14 protein-coding genes are annotated in these 15,824 nt (G+C 63.4%); 8 read left to right on the top strand and 6 right to left on the bottom strand.

Annotated features, from left to right (window positions below; genetic code table 11):
* Nucleotides 1-62: 62 nt before the first annotated feature.
* Entirely contained in the window at nt 63-2,153 is a 2,091-nt protein-coding gene (locus NKJ18_RS20220; protein WP_023670065.1) for a hybrid sensor histidine kinase/response regulator, read from the bottom strand.
* A 222-nt stretch (nt 2,154-2,375) separates the two neighbouring features.
* Nucleotides 2,376-3,104 carry a response regulator gene (locus NKJ18_RS20215; RefSeq protein WP_023670064.1) on the bottom strand — a complete coding sequence of 243 codons (729 nt, stop codon included), beginning with the start codon at nt 3,102-3,104 and terminating at the stop codon, nt 2,376-2,378.
* 94 nt (nt 3,105-3,198) lie between these two features.
* Here NKJ18_RS20215 and NKJ18_RS20210 point away from each other — a divergent pair, with 94 nt between their 5' ends.
* The gene (locus NKJ18_RS20210; RefSeq protein WP_023701370.1) at nt 3,199-3,903 is read left to right on the top strand and encodes a response regulator transcription factor; all 705 of its coding nucleotides are present in this window, start codon (nt 3,199-3,201) and stop codon (nt 3,901-3,903) included.
* Between the two features lie 71 nt (nt 3,904-3,974).
* Here NKJ18_RS20210 and NKJ18_RS20205 read toward each other — a convergent pair whose 3' ends face one another.
* Both NKJ18_RS20205 and NKJ18_RS20200 read right to left on the bottom strand, forming a co-directional pair.
* Complete coding sequence (locus NKJ18_RS20205) at nt 3,975-4,145, bottom strand: hypothetical protein (protein ID WP_023670062.1); 171 nt, start codon at nt 4,143-4,145, stop codon at nt 3,975-3,977.
* Nucleotides 4,146-4,178: 33 nt separating this feature from the next.
* Nucleotides 4,179-4,511, bottom strand: a complete 333-nt coding sequence (locus NKJ18_RS20200) for a hypothetical protein (RefSeq protein WP_023670061.1) — start codon at nt 4,509-4,511, stop codon at nt 4,179-4,181.
* Nucleotides 4,512-4,842: 331 nt separating this feature from the next.
* Here NKJ18_RS20200 and NKJ18_RS20195 point away from each other — a divergent pair, with 331 nt between their 5' ends.
* Nucleotides 4,843-5,304, top strand: coding sequence for a L,D-transpeptidase (locus tag NKJ18_RS20195; RefSeq protein ID WP_023683946.1), 462 nt, complete (start codon nt 4,843-4,845; stop codon nt 5,302-5,304).
* Between the two features lie 164 nt (nt 5,305-5,468).
* Here NKJ18_RS20195 and NKJ18_RS20190 read toward each other — a convergent pair whose 3' ends face one another.
* Together NKJ18_RS20190 and NKJ18_RS20185 are read right to left on the bottom strand one after the other, a co-directional pair.
* Entirely contained in the window at nt 5,469-8,552 is a 3,084-nt protein-coding gene (locus NKJ18_RS20190; RefSeq protein ID WP_023696405.1) for an efflux RND transporter permease subunit, read from the bottom strand.
* Complete coding sequence (locus NKJ18_RS20185) at nt 8,549-9,853, bottom strand: efflux RND transporter periplasmic adaptor subunit (RefSeq protein ID WP_023670058.1); 1,305 nt, start codon at nt 9,851-9,853, stop codon at nt 8,549-8,551. Before NKJ18_RS20185 ends, NKJ18_RS20190 begins: the two co-directional genes overlap by 4 nt.
* A 145-nt stretch (nt 9,854-9,998) precedes the next feature.
* Here NKJ18_RS20185 and NKJ18_RS20180 point away from each other — a divergent pair, with 145 nt between their 5' ends.
* The 6 genes from NKJ18_RS20180 to NKJ18_RS20155 form a co-directional block, all read left to right on the top strand.
* On the top strand, nt 9,999-10,535 hold the full coding sequence (locus NKJ18_RS20180; protein WP_023824982.1) for a TetR/AcrR family transcriptional regulator: 537 nt from the start codon (nt 9,999-10,001) through the stop codon (nt 10,533-10,535).
* Between the two features lie 333 nt (nt 10,536-10,868).
* Entirely contained in the window at nt 10,869-11,657 is a 789-nt protein-coding gene (locus tag NKJ18_RS20175; RefSeq protein WP_023734628.1) for a 3-hydroxybutyrate dehydrogenase, read from the top strand.
* 139 nt (nt 11,658-11,796) lie between these two features.
* Nucleotides 11,797-12,615: a chromate resistance protein ChrB domain-containing protein gene (locus NKJ18_RS20170; protein WP_023683941.1), complete on the top strand. Its 819-nt coding sequence runs from the start codon at nt 11,797-11,799 to the stop codon at nt 12,613-12,615.
* Nucleotides 12,612-14,003 (top strand): chromate efflux transporter, encoded by a 1,392-nt coding sequence (gene chrA / locus NKJ18_RS20165; protein ID WP_023734627.1) that lies wholly within the window; start codon nt 12,612-12,614, stop codon nt 14,001-14,003. Before NKJ18_RS20170 ends, chrA begins: the two co-directional genes overlap by 4 nt.
* Nucleotides 14,004-14,240: 237 nt before the next feature.
* Nucleotides 14,241-15,227, top strand: a complete 987-nt coding sequence (locus NKJ18_RS20160; RefSeq protein WP_352759369.1) for a methyltransferase — start codon at nt 14,241-14,243, stop codon at nt 15,225-15,227.
* Nucleotides 15,228-15,606: 379 nt separating this feature from the next.
* On the top strand, nt 15,607-15,824 hold a 218-nt coding region (locus tag NKJ18_RS20155), incomplete at its 3' end, for a pilus assembly protein TadG-related protein (RefSeq protein WP_352759366.1).

Below are 15,824 nucleotides of genomic sequence, written 5' to 3'. Positions count from 1 at the left end.
CACCATTCTCGACTCCGCCTGACCCGAATCTCGATAGACCCTACGTGGGTGCTTCGGAAAACTTAGCCGGCGGCGGCGACCTGGTCGGCTATTGCCGAGAGTACGCCGCGGACGTCCAGCGTCGAGAACGGCTTTTCCAGGATTTGCGGGCGCTGCGGCGCCGGCAAGGCTTCGATCTCGGCCTTGGCGCCGATCAGGTCGCCGGTTACCAACACGAAGCGTTTGGCCAGCGCCAGGTTGTCGGCGAGCAATTCGCGGTAGATGGCAATGCCGCTGGTGCCGGGCATGCGCAAGTCGGAAAAGACGATGTCTGGCGGCATGTGGCCGGTCAAGGTCGCCGCCGCCGACGTCCAGGCCGGCACGACCCGCGACTTGATACCCATCAGTTCCAGGATGTCGGAGAGGGAGCCGGCGACGTCGGGTTCGTCGTCGATGATCAGCGCATGGCGCAAGCCGCTGGAACGAGCCGGGCTGTCGCCGGCTGCTGCCGCGCCGCCGGTGATTACCGGCAGCTGGACGACGAAGCGCGCGCCACGCGGCAGCACCTCCTCGAACCAGATATTGCCGTTGTGGCGCTCGACGATCGATTTCGAGATCGACAGGCCGATGCCGGTGCCGACGCCGACCGGCTTGGTGGTGAAATAGGATTCGAAGATGCGGCTGCGGATCGCCTCGGGAATGCCCGGTCCGTTGTCCTCGACCGAAAACCCGGGGTTGCCGCGATCGCTGCGGAATGTCCGCACCTTGATCAGGCGGTCGCCGCCGATACCGGCCAGAGCGTGTTGGCTGTTGATCAGGAAATTGGCGGCCACCTGCGTGACGTGGTCGGCATCGGCCATCGCCAGCAGCGGGCCGGGCGCGAAATCGGTGTCGATGATGATGCCGCTCGAGCGTGCGCCATAGGCGGTTACTTCGAGTGCGGCGCGGATCACCTGGTTGAGATCGGTCTCGGCCTGCGCCGCCGGATGCAGGCGCACCATCGACAGGAAGCTTTTGACGATGCGGCCGCAGCGCTCGGCAGCGGCGCGCACTTTCTCGGCGCGAACCTTGGTCTGCGGGTCGGTGGCGAATTCATGCAGCAGCGTCGACTGCGCAACGACCACGGCGAGCGGGTTGTTGAGCTCGTGCGAAACACCGGCCAGCAGTGAACCCATCGCCGCCATCTTCTCGTTCTGGTGCAGTTTTTCGCGCTGGCGGTTGATCTCTTCTTCGGCGCGCAGCTTATCGCGCAGATCGCGGATCGAACCGAAGATGAGCTGACGGTCAGCCACCCGCATCTCGGTCGCCGTCAATTCGATGGGAAACACCTCGCCGGCCGCATTCTGTGTCACGGTCTCAAGCCGTTGGCCAACCATCGGCGCGCCGCGGCCAGACATGTATTCGGCGCCCGAGACATAGCCCTTGCGGTAATATTCCGGCACCACGGTATCGAGCAGGTCCTTGCCGAGGATGTCGCTGCGCTGATAGCCGAACATCTTTTCGGCGGCCGGATTGAATTCGATGATCGAGCCGGTCTCGTCGATGACGATGATGGCGTCGAGCGACGCCTGCAGCATGGTGCGGCGGATGACTTCGCTGGCATGGGCGTCGGACGGCGAGTGCTCGATGGCGTCGCCGATGGCGAGCGCGATGATGTGCATCGTCGCCTCTTCCTCTTCGGTCCATTCGCGCTCGTTTAGGCAGTCGTTGACCGCGAACGTGCCCCACAGATGACCGTGCGCGAACACCGATACCGACAGGAACGACTTGATGTGCTGCTTTTCGAAATCGGCCCTGAGGAACCCGTCGAGATCGCGCGTATGGCCGGCGAAGATCTTGCCTTGCCGCTCGTCCTCTCCAATCCGCTCCAGCAGCGGATCGGTATCGACGATCGACTGCATGATCACCGTCGGCGAAGCCAGTTCGCCGCCGAAGCGAGGATCGATCCAGTAGGCGGCGACCGATTGGGCGAAGCCCTGGCCGGGCAATTCGCGCAGCCTGAACAGGATGCCGCGCTGGCAATTCATGGCGCTGCAGAGCGTTTCGAGGATGGTTTCCATCTCGCGCTGCCAGTCGCCGGCATCGCGCAACCGGCGGACAACGCGCACAGCCGCCATCGCGGCGCTCTGGCGAGCGCCTTGCGGGTCCATACGTGGTGCTGGTTCAGCGGTCATGTCAGCCATCAGTAAAGGGCCGTCGAATTAGGCAGCTATGGAGCATTTCACGAAAAAGGTGAAACGCTCCATGTTTCAATGTAATCCCGAACGGAAATCGCTACGCACTGTTCCTGGAATTGCTAGAGCGTTTCACCGTTTCACGGAAACGGAGAAGCCTCTATCTCTTTGTTTTTACGCAATTCCGGGCGGAAAACCGCGTACACTTTTCCTGTAATTGCTCTAGTGCCCGTCACCGGTCGGCAGCGAGAAGATATAGCCTTCGCCGCGCACTGTGCGCAAAAATTTCGGATTGGCCGGATCGGTTTCGATCTTCTTGCGCAGCCGCATGATGCGAATGTCGACGGCGCGCGACGATTCAGGATCCTCGACAAAACCAATCGCCTCGGAGATCGCCGATCGCGTCAACAGCCGGTTGGCGCGGGTCAGGAAAACCTCCAGCACATCGAACTCGCTCTTGGCCATGTCGATGACGGCGCCGTTGGCGCCGGTGACAAGCCTGCCGTCGAGGTCGGCCTGGAACGGGCCGAAGGTCAGGCGGCGGCCGCCATCGGCTTGTGTCTTCGCCGCCTGGGGCGGGCTCGGCTGCGGAACGCGGCGCAGCACGCTGCGCACACGAGCCAGCACCTCACGCAACTCGTAGGGCTTGACGATGTAGTCGTCGGCGCCAAGCTCCAGCCCGACAATGCGGTCGAGTGCGGTGCCGGCAGCCGTGGCATAGATGATGCCGACCGGTATTTTCGAGCGCAGCCAGCGGCCGAGCGACAGTCCGTCCTCGCCCGGCATGGCGATGTCGAGAATGGCCAAATGAAACGATTCCGTCTCCAGCAAGGCGCGCGCCTCGGCCGCGCTTCCGGCCTGGGTCACATCGTAGCCGTTGGCGCCGAGATACTCGGCGACCGCGTCCCGGAGATCGGGCTCGTCCTCGACGATGACAATCCGTGCCCGCACTATGGCCTCGCTCCCGCTTTCAGCGGAAAGTAGATTGGGTATAAACATGATGTCCAGCACTCATATCCGGTTGCGGGGGAACGGGAAGAAAAACATGGCTGCACGATCCGTCATCGCGCTGGTTTCCGTCGCCGATGTGGTGGCCGGCGATCTTGCCGATCATCTCGACCGGCGCGGCCATGACGTGCGCGAGGCGCGGCAGCCCTGGGAAGCTGAATCCCTGCTTTCGGCCGGAGGCATCGATATCGTCATCGTCGGCGACAGCCTCAGCCAGGCGGAGGGGCGGGACCTGCTCAGGCGTTATGGCGGCGGCCAGAGCGCGGACGGGAAGGCGGCGCCGGATTTCATCCTGATCTGCCGGCCGGCCGATCTGGTCGACAAGGTGCTGGCGCTCGAGCTTGGCGCCGCAGATGTCGTCGAAAGTCCGCTCAATGTCAGGGAGCTTGCCGCGCGCATCGGCGGCCTGCTGACGCGGCGCGGCAGGTCCGCCCAGGAACTGATCGTGCTGGAAAATGCCACCGTCGATTTGCGGTCGGCCATCGTCATGCACCGTTCGGGTACGGAAGAACAGCTGTCGCCGGGCCAGGTGGCGCTGCTCAGGCTGTTTCTGGCCAGCCCGCGCAAGGTGCTGACGCGCGACGACATCATTGCGGCGGCGCCCGCCGAAAATGCCGATGCCTTCGACCGCTCGATCGATTCGCGCATCGTGCGGCTGCGCCGCAAGCTCGACACCGAAACCATCACAACTATACGCGGCGCAGGCTACCGGTTCGACCCGCCGACGCAGCGCGCCGACTGAGGGTCGGGAGGCTGGATTGTTCCTCGGCTCGCCCAAAAAAGCTGCGCAATCTCGGGCGCCATGCATAGGCGTCAGCGCACCACCAGAAGCGATGGTCCCGACGGCAATTCGCTGGCGACTACGATTTCGCTGGCGGCATGCGCGCGGTCCTTCAGGAGAACCGTGGCGAGACCGGCAAAGCCGAGCAGGCCTTGTGCATAGAGCAGTACCGAAAGCACGGAGGCTGCAGATTTCGTCTTCATCGGTTGTCCCCAAAAATCAGAACCGCGGGTGCTTCAGGATAAACCCGAAGTGCCCGCGTCGCCCACGGAGCCCCCCGTTGCGACGCGGGCCTTCGGTCCTCTCGGCAGCAAGTTGCCGGAGGGGCCGCGCATCCACTTCAACCCGAGGCCGACCCGCCAGAGGGCCCTGAGACGGTTGATGCGCAGACTGGAGACAATCCAGACCAAGGCTATGAACAGCGCGGCATGCAGCGTCGAAATCTCACCCGAATTCATCACCGCCAGTTTCGTCATCGGGGTGCCGGCTACTGTGCCGATGCCGCCGACGACAAATGCGGCGATGCTTATCCTGAAGAGCCAGGACAGGGTGGTCGATTTGATGCTCATTTTCGTTGGCGCCGGCTGTTCTCGTTGGGATGACTGTGCCGCGAGCCTGTAACCAGATCATGCCGCCCAGGCCGCGCTTTGTTGCAAGTCGGTTTCGAGCGAAGCCAATCTTCTTTCATATAAGGACATCAGCACTTTCGTTTGGGGGCGCGGTGCGTGATCGGGAGTGCGCAGCGAAGGCGGAGCACGCTTCCCTTGTCCACCTTGCTTGTTAACCAGAGGAAACAGATTCGAAACACAAACGAGCCTCAGCGAAGTCAGTCTGAAACATGGCGCGGGGATAAGGCGGCCACCGAATTGACGCCGGCAGGACCGGCAAAGAGGAGCCATCATGTACAAAGCCATTTCCGCCAAACTCATCAACGTCACCGCCGCAGCCGGCGGCGCCGCGCTTCTGCTTGGCACCGCCAACAGCACCGCCCATGCCGCGGCAAACCAGATCGTGGCGCGTGTTTCGCTGTCGCAGCAGACCATGGAAGTGCTGGTCGATGGCCGGCCGACTTTCGCCTGGAAGGTCTCGACCGGCGACAGTGCGCATGTCACGCCGACCGGCTCGTTCAAGCCGACCCGCATGCACGAGATGTGGCATTCGAAGAAATACGACAACGCGCCGATGCCGCATTCGGTCTTCTTCAGCGGCGGCTACGCCGTGCATGCGACCAACGCCATCAAGCGGCTGGGACGGCCGGCGTCGCATGGCTGCGTGCGGCTGCATCCCGACAATGCCGCCGACTTCTACCAGTTGGTCGAAACCTTCGGCCCGACCAACACCAGCATCGTCATCGTCAAGTAGCAGACTGCGTTTGGAGCGATGGTGCAGCGCAGCCGGCCAGGTCATGCCGCACCGCAAGTTCCCGCCTGAAGCTCCATCAGAGCTTCGCGGTAAATCAATCCAGTCAAAAAAGAGGCCGGAAATTTCCGGCCTCTTTTCGTTTGTTCGCTAACGCCGTTCGCAGCTCAGTCCGCGTGCACCGGCATCAGCTTCGGGTCTGGCTTTTCGGCGTGGTGCGGCAGGTCCTTGCTGGCGATGAAGGTGTAGAACATCGGCACCACGAACAGGGTGAACATGGTTCCGACCAGGATGCCGGTGAAGATCACGAGGCCCATCGAATAGCGCGCCGCCGCACCAGCACCACTGGACACGATCAGCGGCACGACGCCGAGCGCCATCGCCGCTGTCGTCATCAGGATCGGCCGCAAGCGCACCTTGGCCGAGGCGACGATCGCATCGCGCCGCCTCATGCCATGCAGCTCGCGCTGCTGGTTGGCGAACTCGACCAGAAGAATGCCATGCTTGGTGATCAGACCTATCAGTGTGATCAGGCCGACCTGCGTGTAGATATTGAGCGTTCCAAGCCCCAGATTGAGCGGCACGATGGCGCCAAAGATCGACAGTGGCACCGCCATCATGATGATCAGCGGGTCGCGGAAGCTTTCGAACTGCGCCGCCAGCACCAGATAGATGACGATTACGGCGGCTGCGAACGCGATAAGGATCGTGTTGCCCTGCTCCTTCTCCTGCCGGGACTGGCCGGAATAATCGATGAAGAAGGTATCGGGCAGGCTCTCCTTGGCAAGGTTCTCCAGGGTCTGCAGCCCGTCGCCCGTGGTGACGCCGGGAAGCGGCAGCGCTGATATCGTCGCCGAGTTCAGCTGGTTGAACTGCTCGATCGCGGCCGGCGCGGCGTTGGTCGAAATCTTCACTACCGCTGAAAGCGGCACCATTTCGCCGGTCACGCTACGCACGAAATATTCGCCGAGCTTCTCGGGATTGTCGCGGAATTCCTTCGGCACCTGCGGGATGATGTCGTAGCTGTTGGAGTCGCGGTCGAACTGAGCCACTTCGGCGCCGCCGACCAGCAGCGTCAGCGTCTGGCCGATGTCGGCGATCGGCAGGTTGAGAGCCGCCGCGCGGTCGCGGTCGATGGTCACCGTCACCTGCGGAGCGTCAAAGGACATCGAGTTTTGCACGACGATGAAGCGGCCGGAGGCCTGCGCCTTGTTCTTAATCTGCTCGGCCGCCTCGTAGACCTCGGCGGAACCACCGGTCGAGCGCACCACCATGGAGATCGGCAGGCCGCCGCCGGAGCCCGGCAGCGTCGGCGGCGCGAAGACGAAGGCCTCGACGCCGGCCACCTTGCCGAGGCGTCCCTGGATATCGGCTTGAAGCTCCTTTGAGTTGCGCTGGCGCTCGGCCCAATCCTTGAAGGCGAAGCCGACAAAGGCGCCGTTGGTGGCGCCGCCAAAGGCAACGGCAGAGAATTGCGCCCTGGTTTCGGGAATGTCCTTCACCAGGCCGAGGATCTGGTTGACGTAGGTCTCGGTGTAGTCCGAGGTCGCGTAGCGCGGTGCCGTCACGATCGACAACAGGAAGCCCTGGTCCTCTTCCGGCGCCAGTTCGCTCGAGGTCTTGGTGAACATGAAGCCGGTGAGCGCAACCAGCGCCACGACCATCAGCAGTGTCACCGGTCGATTTCTCAAGGAGGCGGTGACCGCCCGCTCATAGACATGCTCGACACGGCTGAAGGTTCCGTCGACGACGCGCTGGAAGCGACTGTGCGATCCCGCCTTGAGCAGACGCGCCGCCATCATCGGCGTGATGGTGACGGCTATGAGGCCGGACAGCACCACCGAACCGGCGAGCGTCACCGCGAACTCGCGGAACAGCGCGCCGGTCAGGCCGCCGGTGAAGGCCAGCGGCGCGAACACGGCGGCGAGCGTGATGGTCATGGCCACGATGGCGGAGAAAATCTCGCGCATGCCGTTGAAGGCCGCCTGCATCGGCGACATGTGGTCCTCCTCCATGTGGCGATGAATGTTCTCCACCACCACGATAGCGTCGTCGACGACAAGGCCGATGGCCAGCACCATGGCCAGCAGCGACAGAAGGTTGATCGAATAGCCGACCGCAAACAAAAGAAAGCAGACGCCGACCAGCGACAGCGGGATGGTCACGATCGGCATCATCACCGAGCGGAATGAGCCGAGGAACAACAGGATGACCACGACGACGATGGCGACGGCTTCGGCGATGGTCTTGAACACTTCATCGATCGAGGCGCTGATCTGTTCGGTGGAATCGTAGACGATTTCGATGGTCATGCCTTTCGGCAGCGTCTCTTGAATCAAAGGCACGATCTTGTGGATCGCCTCCGCCGTTGTCAGCGGGTTGGCGGCCGGCGTCGGGAAGATGGCGAGGAAGGTGCCGGGCTTGCCATTGAAGCTCACCCTCGTGTCGGTGCTCTCGGCGGCAAGCTCGACTCGCGCCACGTCGCGCAAGCGCACCACCTGGCCGTCCGTCGAGCGCAGCGGAAGCTCGGCAAAGGCCTCAGGCGTCTGCAGCGTCGAGCGAACCGTGATCGAGGAGACGACATATTCGTTCTCGGTGTTGCCGGGCGCCGACAGGAAGTTGGAGTTGTTGATCGCCGCCAGCACTTCGGCGGCGGTGACGCCACGCGCAGCAAGCTTGACCGGGTCGATCCAGACCCGCATCGAATATTCCTCGGCGCCGAAGATCTGCACGTCGGCGACACCTTCGACCGTCGACATGCGGGGCCGCACGACGCGCTCGATATATTCGGTGAGCTGCTCCTTGCTCATGTTCGGATTCTGCATCGAGATGTACATCATCGCGAACTCTTGGCCGGTGCCCTTGACGATGACCGGGTCCTTGGATGCATCCGGCAAGGTGCCGCGTACGCCCTGCACCTTCGACAGGACCTCGGTGAGCGCGACATCCGGATTGGAGCCGAGCTTCATCTGGACGACCACAGTGCTCGAAGACGGCCGGCTGGACGAGGTGACGTAGTCGATGTTCTCGGTCGAGGCGACGGCCCGCGCGATCGGGGCGGAGATAAAGCCCTGGATCAGGTCGGCGCTGGCGCCGGGATAGGCGGTGGTGATGGTGATCGCCGTCTCGTCAACCTTGGGATACTGCCGGATCGACAGGTTGAAGATGCCCTGGAAACCCAGGAGCAGGATCATGCAGGCGAGGACGGTGGAGAGGACCGGCCGGCGAATGAAGATGTCGGAAAAGTTCATTGCTGAGCCTGCTGGTTAGCCGACTTGCTGGGGTCAATGGTGTTGTCGACAGCGACGGACATGCCGTTGAAGAGACGGTTCTGACCGGCGGTGACGACCTCGTCACCGGCCTTGATGCCCTCGATGATCTCGACCATGCCGTCGTTGCGGCGGCCGGGCTTCACGAACACCTGCGACAGCACGAGCGCCGGCTTTTCCGGTTCTGCCGCGGGCTTCGCGGGGTCGACAGCCGGCTTGTCCGCGGGCTTCGCCGCGGCGTCTTCGGCAGCCGGTTTCGCGTCTGCCGGCTTTGCATCTGCCGCCGGCTTTGCTGCGTCGGCCCCCGCGGCAGGCTTTTCCTCGGGTTTCGCGGCTGGGGCGCCTTCCGCCGGCTTCGCCGGAACGACGACGAAGACGAAGTCGCCATAGAGGCTCGACGTCAATGCCGTCTGCGGCAAGGACAGAATGTTTTTCTCCTGCGGCAGCTCGACGCGAACCTGGACGAACTGGCCGGGCGTCAGCTTGCCGTCAGGGTTGGCGACCTCGCCGCGGACGGACACCAGGCGGCTTGAAGCGTCGATCTTGGGATCGATGCCGCGAATGGAGCCGGCAAACGGCATGTCGGCGCCGCCGCCGGTGCCGCCGAGGCCGAGCCGCACCGCCTGGCCTATCTTGAGCAGCGGCAGCTGCTGTTCGGGTACCGAGAAATCGACCCGCATGGTGTCCAGATCCTGCAAGGTCACCACTGCGTTGCCGGGCGAGAGATATTGGCCGAGGTCGATCTTGGGGATGCCCACGGTGCCGGCGAACGGCGCCGTCAGCTGCTTCTGATCGAGCACGGCCTGCAGCTTGTTGACCTGCGCGGCGGAGGCCGATGCAGCGGCTTGAGCGGTGTCGAGCGTGGCATCCGTTCCGACGCCGCGCCGCTGCAGCTCCAGCGCGCGTTCGAGCGCCGTCTTGTCGGACACGGACTGCGCCTTGGCCGCGACCAGATCCGCGCGTTCGACGGCATCGTCGAGCTGCAGCAGGACCGAATCGACCGGCACCTTCTGGTTGGCATGGAAAAGGATGTCCTTGACGATGCCGCTGGTCTCGACGGTAAGGTCGACACCGCGCACGGCGCGTACCGTGCCGATCGCCTCGACGCCCGGCGTCCAGTCGGAAGGCTTGACGACAACCGTCGATACGGTCGTCGCCGGCGGCTTCATGGTGGCGAAATACTGTTTGATAGCGTTGTCGCGGAACAGGTTGAAGCCGACAACGCCGACGCACACCAGAGCGAGCAGAAGCAGAATTGCGGTGATAGAGATGAAGCGCTTCACGAACTGTCCCCTCGGCCGGTGTCCGGCAAAATAGCCGAATAGCGGGACACTTATCGACGCCAGGTCCCGATTATGACGGCGAACTTACTGTACCGTCTGGACGGTCTTGTCAATTCCGCCTAGGCTGGTGCGGGGGAAGGGATCGATGAAGACCCAAAGGGCAAATTCGCGCGACAAGATACTCGCCGCCGCCGCCGATGTCGCACGCGAGGCCGGTCCCGGCAGCCTGTCGCTTGACGCCGTCGCCAGCCGCGCCGGCGTGTCGAAAGGCGGCCTGTTATATAACTTTCCGACCAAGGCCAAACTGATGCAGGGCCTGGTGGAGAATTACCTGCGCGCGTTCGAGCTGGCGCTGGAATCGGGCCGTGTCGCCGGCGCCAGCGGCGAGAACCTGCTCGCCACCTATATCCGGCTCTCGGCGGATGATTGCGAGGAGCCGAAGCCGACGGCTTCGTGGATATTCTCGGCGATCGCCGAGGATCCGGATTTCCTGACGCCGATAAAAGCCTTCAAGTCGCAGCTGCTGCAGCGGCTGAAGAGCGAGACGCCGGACCTGAAGACGCTGCTGGTCTGCTTTCTGGCCATCGAAGGGCTGCGCAGCATGAACCTCTTCGATTCCGACGTGCTTTCCGCCGACGAACGCCGCTTGCTGGTATCGGCCCTGCTGGAGATTGCGGGATAGCTCAAGGCGTCGGGTCGAAGAAGCGATACGGGCCGGGCGGAAAGCACGGTTGGTGAGCGGCATGGCATAGGCACGCATCACGACATCGGCGATTTCAAGCTACAGCCCCCCTGATTCGTTGGATCGATGGTTCAGGAATGACTGCGCGAATGCGCGGCCGACTATGTTGCGCCGCACCATAACACTGCCGTGTCAGCCTCGAGACGGCGCTCGGCGAGGCCGGCAAAGCGCGTTTTAGGGCTGTGATGGCGCCGACATATGGTTATGGCGTTGTCATGTTGTGGCGCACAAACTATGTGCCTTTGTAGTCCTCCTAACAGTCGCGAGATCTCCATGGGTTCCCTTTCTTCGAAGAATGCGCTCGTCACCGGATCGACCAGCGGCATTGGCCTGGCCATTGCCCGCGCCCTTGCCGCCGAGGGCGCTAACGTCACGATCAACGGCCTTGGCGAAGCCGCGGCGATCGAACAGGAGCGCGCCGGCATCGAGAAGGATTTCGGCGTCCAGTGCCGCTACTCCGGCGCCAACATGATGGACGGCGCAGCGGTGACCGCCATGCTGCGCGAAGCCGAGCAGGCCTTAGGCAGCCTCGACATTCTGGTCAACAATGCCGGGATACAGCATGTCGCGCCAATCGAGGAGTTTCCCGACGACAAGTGGGAAGCCATCATCCGCATCAATCTGCTTGCCGCCTTTTACGCGATCAAGGCCGTGGTGCCCGGCATGAAGGCGCGCAAATGGGGCCGCATCATCAACACCGCGTCGGCGCATGCACTGGTCGCCTCGCCGTTCAAGTCGGCTTACGTCTCGGCCAAGCACGGCATAGCGGGTCTGACCAAGACGGTAGCGCTGGAAGTCGCGCAGGACGGCATCACCGTCAACGCCATCGCGCCCGGCTATGTCTGGACGTCACTGGTCGAAAAGCAGATCCCCGACACGATGAAGGCGCGCGGCATGACCGAGGAACAGGTCAAGCGCGACGTGCTCCTGGCGGCACAGCCGACGAAGCAATTCGTCACCGTCGAGGAGCTCGCCGCGCTGACGCTGTTTCTGTGCTCGGACTCGGCCAGGCAGATTACCGGCACGACTTTGCCGATGGATGGCGGCTGGACGGCGCAGTAGGCGCGCTCCCCGGCGCCGCTCTTTCCTTGACAAAGACGAAAGATCAATCCAGCATTGTGGCAAGGGGTTCCTTCGCGACGACCCCGTGAGGCGTCAGCCCAATGATCGCGTCCAAACTCTCACTCTGGAGGTGGACGCCATGCCGTCAACAACCGCAATCACCGTAGCGCAGCTTTCCCGCCTTGTCGGTCTGTCCGACGCGCCTGTTCTTGTCGATGTCCGCATCGACGAAGACTACGACGTCGATCCGCGGCTGCTTCCGGCCTCGTGCCGGCGCGACTTCAAGTCTGTTTCGAGCTGGGCGGCCGAGTTCACGGGGGCTCATGCTGTCGTCATCTGCCAGAAGGGGCTGAAGCTCTCGCAAGGCGTTGCCGCATGGCTGCGCCATGAGGGCATTGCTGCCGAATCCCTTGAAGGCGGCTTCGAGGCGTGGCAGGCGGCCAAGGGACTTCTGGTCAAGGCCGACAAGATACCGCCCCGCGACGACAAGGGCCGCACGGTCTGGGTGACGCGTGCCCGCCCCAAGGTCGACCGCATCGCCTGTCCTTGGCTGATCCGCCGCTTCGTCGATCCCTCGGCGGTGTTCCTGTTTGTCGAGCCGTCTGAAGTGCTGGCGGCCGCCGATCGGTTTGGGGCGGTTGCCTTCGACATCGACGACGTGTTCTGGAGCCATCGCGGCGAGCGCTGCACCTTCGACACGATGATCGAAGAGTTCGGGTTGCGGTCCGAAGCGCTCGATCGCCTTGCGCTGATCGTGCGTGCAGCCGATACGGCGCGCCTCGATCTCGTACCGCAGGCGGCCGGGTTCCTCGCTGCATCGCTCGGGCTGTCGCGCATGTTCCGCGACGATCTCGAACAGCTTGATGCCGGCATGCTGCTCTACGATGCGTTCTTCAGATGGTGCCGCGATGCCACTGACGAAACCCACAATTGGCCCAGCGCGGGCAAAGCGCCATGAGCGCCCTCGCCGCGGACGACGATGCACAGGCTACCGAGGCTCCGATCGTCCCGACCTTCCGCCAAGCCGCGAAACTGTGGGCAAGGATCGGCCTGCTCTCCTTCGGCGGGCCGGCCGGACAGATCGCGCTGATGCACAAGGAATTGGTCGAGGATCGCCGCTGGATCGGCGAGCAGCGGTTCCTGCATGCGCTCAACTACTGCATGCTTCTGCCAGGCCCCGAGGCACAGCAGCTCGCCATCTATATCGGCTGGCTGCTGCACCGGACCGCCGGCGGCCTCGTTGCCGGCATCCTGTTCGTGCTGCCCGGTGCGTTTGTCATGCTGGGCCTCAGCATCTTCTACGTGCTTTACAATGATGCGCCCGTCATCGAGGCGCTGTTTTTCGGCATCAAGGCGGCGGTGCTGGCCGTCGTCGTCGAGGCGGTCCTCCGCATCGGCAAACGGGCGCTCAAGAACCGGGTGATGATGGCGATCGCGGTGGCCGCGTTCCTTGCCATCTATGTCATCAGGCTGCCGTTTCCGCTGATCATCCTGGTTGCAGGGCTGACCGGCTGGATCGGCAACCGCCTGGCACCGGCGCGTTTTTCCGGAGCCGCACGCGGCAAGGACAATTTGCCCGATGTCAGGGGCGCCGTCGACGTCATGTTCGAACGCGGCGACCTCGCTCACACCAAGCCGACGAAATGGCACGCGCCGCGCACCATCGCGATCTGGCTGCCGATCTGGCTCGGGCCGGTCGTACTGATCCTGGCGCTGACCGGCCCTGCCAGTGTTTGGGCACAGCTTGGCGGCTTCTTCAGCCTGATGGCGGTGGTCACATTCGGCGGCGCCTACGCTGCGCTCTCCTATGTCGCGCAGGCAGCGGTGACCTCGTTCGGCTGGCTGGCGCCGGGTGAAATGGTCGATGGGCTTGGTCTGGCCGAGACGACGCCGGGACCATTGATCCTGGTGCTGCAGTTCGTCGGCTTCGTCGCCGCCTATCGTCACGCCGGTGCGATGGGACCGCTTGTGGCCGGATCGCTCGGCGCATTGCTGACGGTCTGGGTGACGTTCGTGCCGTGCTTCTTCTGGATCTTTCTGGGTGCCCCCTACATCGAGGCGCTGCGCGGCAACAAGGCGCTGTCGGCGGCGCTGAGTGCGATCACGGCGGCTGTGGTCGGCGTGGTGATGAACCTTGCGCTGTGGTTCGCACTGCATGTCGTCTTCGGCGCGGTGCACCGTTTTGGTCTTGGGATGGAGCTACCGGTGCTGTCGTCGCTGGATTGGCGCGCCGCGCTGCTGGCGGCGGCCGCCATGGTCGCCATGCTGAAACTGAGGATCGGCATGCTGCCGACATTGGCCGGCTCGGCGCTGGCCGGACTGGCGCTGCTGGCCTTGCCTGCGTAGCGTCCGAAGGCGCGACCAGCCATTATCACAGCCGGATTTTTGAGGTATGCCGGGCCGGCGCACAACGGTCGCGGGCGCTGGTAGGATCAGCGCTGGCCCCGGAGATACGCTTTACGTCGAACCCGATACCGCCAAGCTGAACCTGCTCGACGCGGAGAGCGGCGCGCTGGCGAACTGATTTGACGAGGTTGGCCGAGCTGTTCAAAGTCGATCCTGGATCGCACAACGGGATATGACATGGTGGATTCCGATCGGATCGACAAGCTGATCGCAGGGGTGCCCCCCGCCTTGGCGCTTCGTGCCGGGCTGGACCTTGGCATCTTCACCTGGCTCGGCGGCGATGCTGCGACTGCCGACAGCCTTGGGGCAGCGCTCAAAGTCGAGCCCGCTCGTCTGTCGCGGCTCCTCTACGCGCTCGCCAGCATCGGTCTCCTCGACGTCGAGGATGGTCAGTTTCGCAACGGAGCCGAAGCGTCGGAGTTTCTTGACGCGTACAAGCCGACCTATCGCGGCGGCGATCATGTGCTGCTGCGCGAACTCTGGGGAGCCGACCTTTTGACCGCAGAGTCGCTGCGGCAGAATCGGCCGGCCGCGCTGCACGACTTTTCCGAAGCGGGGCCAGAATCCGCAGCGGCCTTCAGCCGCATGCTCGCACCGGGAGGGGTGATTTTCGGCCGAAATCTCGCCCGTGAACTGGACTTCTCGGCGGTCAGTTCGGTGATCGACATCGGCGGCGGCGCCGGGACCATTCTGGTCGGTCTTCGCGAGCGATGGCCGCATATTGCGGCGACTTTGATGGAACTCCCGACGGTCGCGGCGGTCGCACCAGCGATCCTGTCGGAATACGGTGCCGGCGATGTGGTTGTCGAAGAAGGCGACATAACGGTCGCGCCATCGACCGGCCGGCATGACTTGGCAATCCTGAAGGCTGTCGTCCAGGTCCTGCCGCCGGACCAGGCGCGCAGTTCGATCCTGAACGCGGCGCGTTGCCTCACCCAAGGAGGCGAGATCGCAATTGCGGGGTGGGGTGTCGTCGATGACGACCGTCTCGGCCCGCCTGAGGGTGTCTTTCTCAATCTCACCTTCCTGAACCTTTACCGCGCGGGCGAATCGTACACGGAAGGTCAGTATCGCGGGTGGATGGCCGGGGCTGGGTTCCGGGATATCTCCAGGTCGCAGCTGACCGACGGCACCACGTTGTTTCGTGGGCGCCTCACGGACTGATCGTGGCTGGAGTGGTTGGTTTCGGGCGTGTGTGGCCCTCAGAGCCAGCCCCGGACGGATTGCACAAAGTTCCTGAGGCGGCGTGAGCCGATCTTTCCCCTTACCGGCAGCGCGGTGTCCCCTGTCTTCTCGATAGCTTCTTCGCAGAGGGGGCATTTAAATGTCACTTGGTCGACAACAAAGTTCGGGATAGCGGCATATTTCGCATTCGTCGATTGGGGCGGAACCTCCGACAGGATGTTGCGCGGTCGCTGCAACTTGCGCCTAGCTAGCCCGTTCGACTACGTCGAATCGGAATGGAGTTTTTAGACATTCGTTTATCTATTCGTGGTTTCTAATACATATGGCATCCAACGCGTTCACCCGGATTTGGTTTGCTTTGAGCCGCCTAAGGCGCGCCACGAACGGTAACGTTGCCGTCATCGTTGCCTTCACCTTGCCGGTCGTGGTTGGCGGCGCCGGCCTCGGTGTGGAGACATCCTTCTGGTATTACAGCAGCCTCAAGCTGCAGGCCGTTGCCGATGCCGCGGCCTATGCCGGTGCGCTCGAGAAAGTCGCGGGTTCCGATAACCCGACCATCATCGCCGCCGCCACGCA

The organism is Mesorhizobium sp. M0217 (genome assembly GCF_040321955.1).
GTDB lineage: Bacteria > Pseudomonadota > Alphaproteobacteria > Rhizobiales > Rhizobiaceae > Mesorhizobium.
The sequence above is the reverse complement of the archived record's forward strand: the minus strand, read 5'-3'. Positions and strand labels throughout refer to the sequence as shown.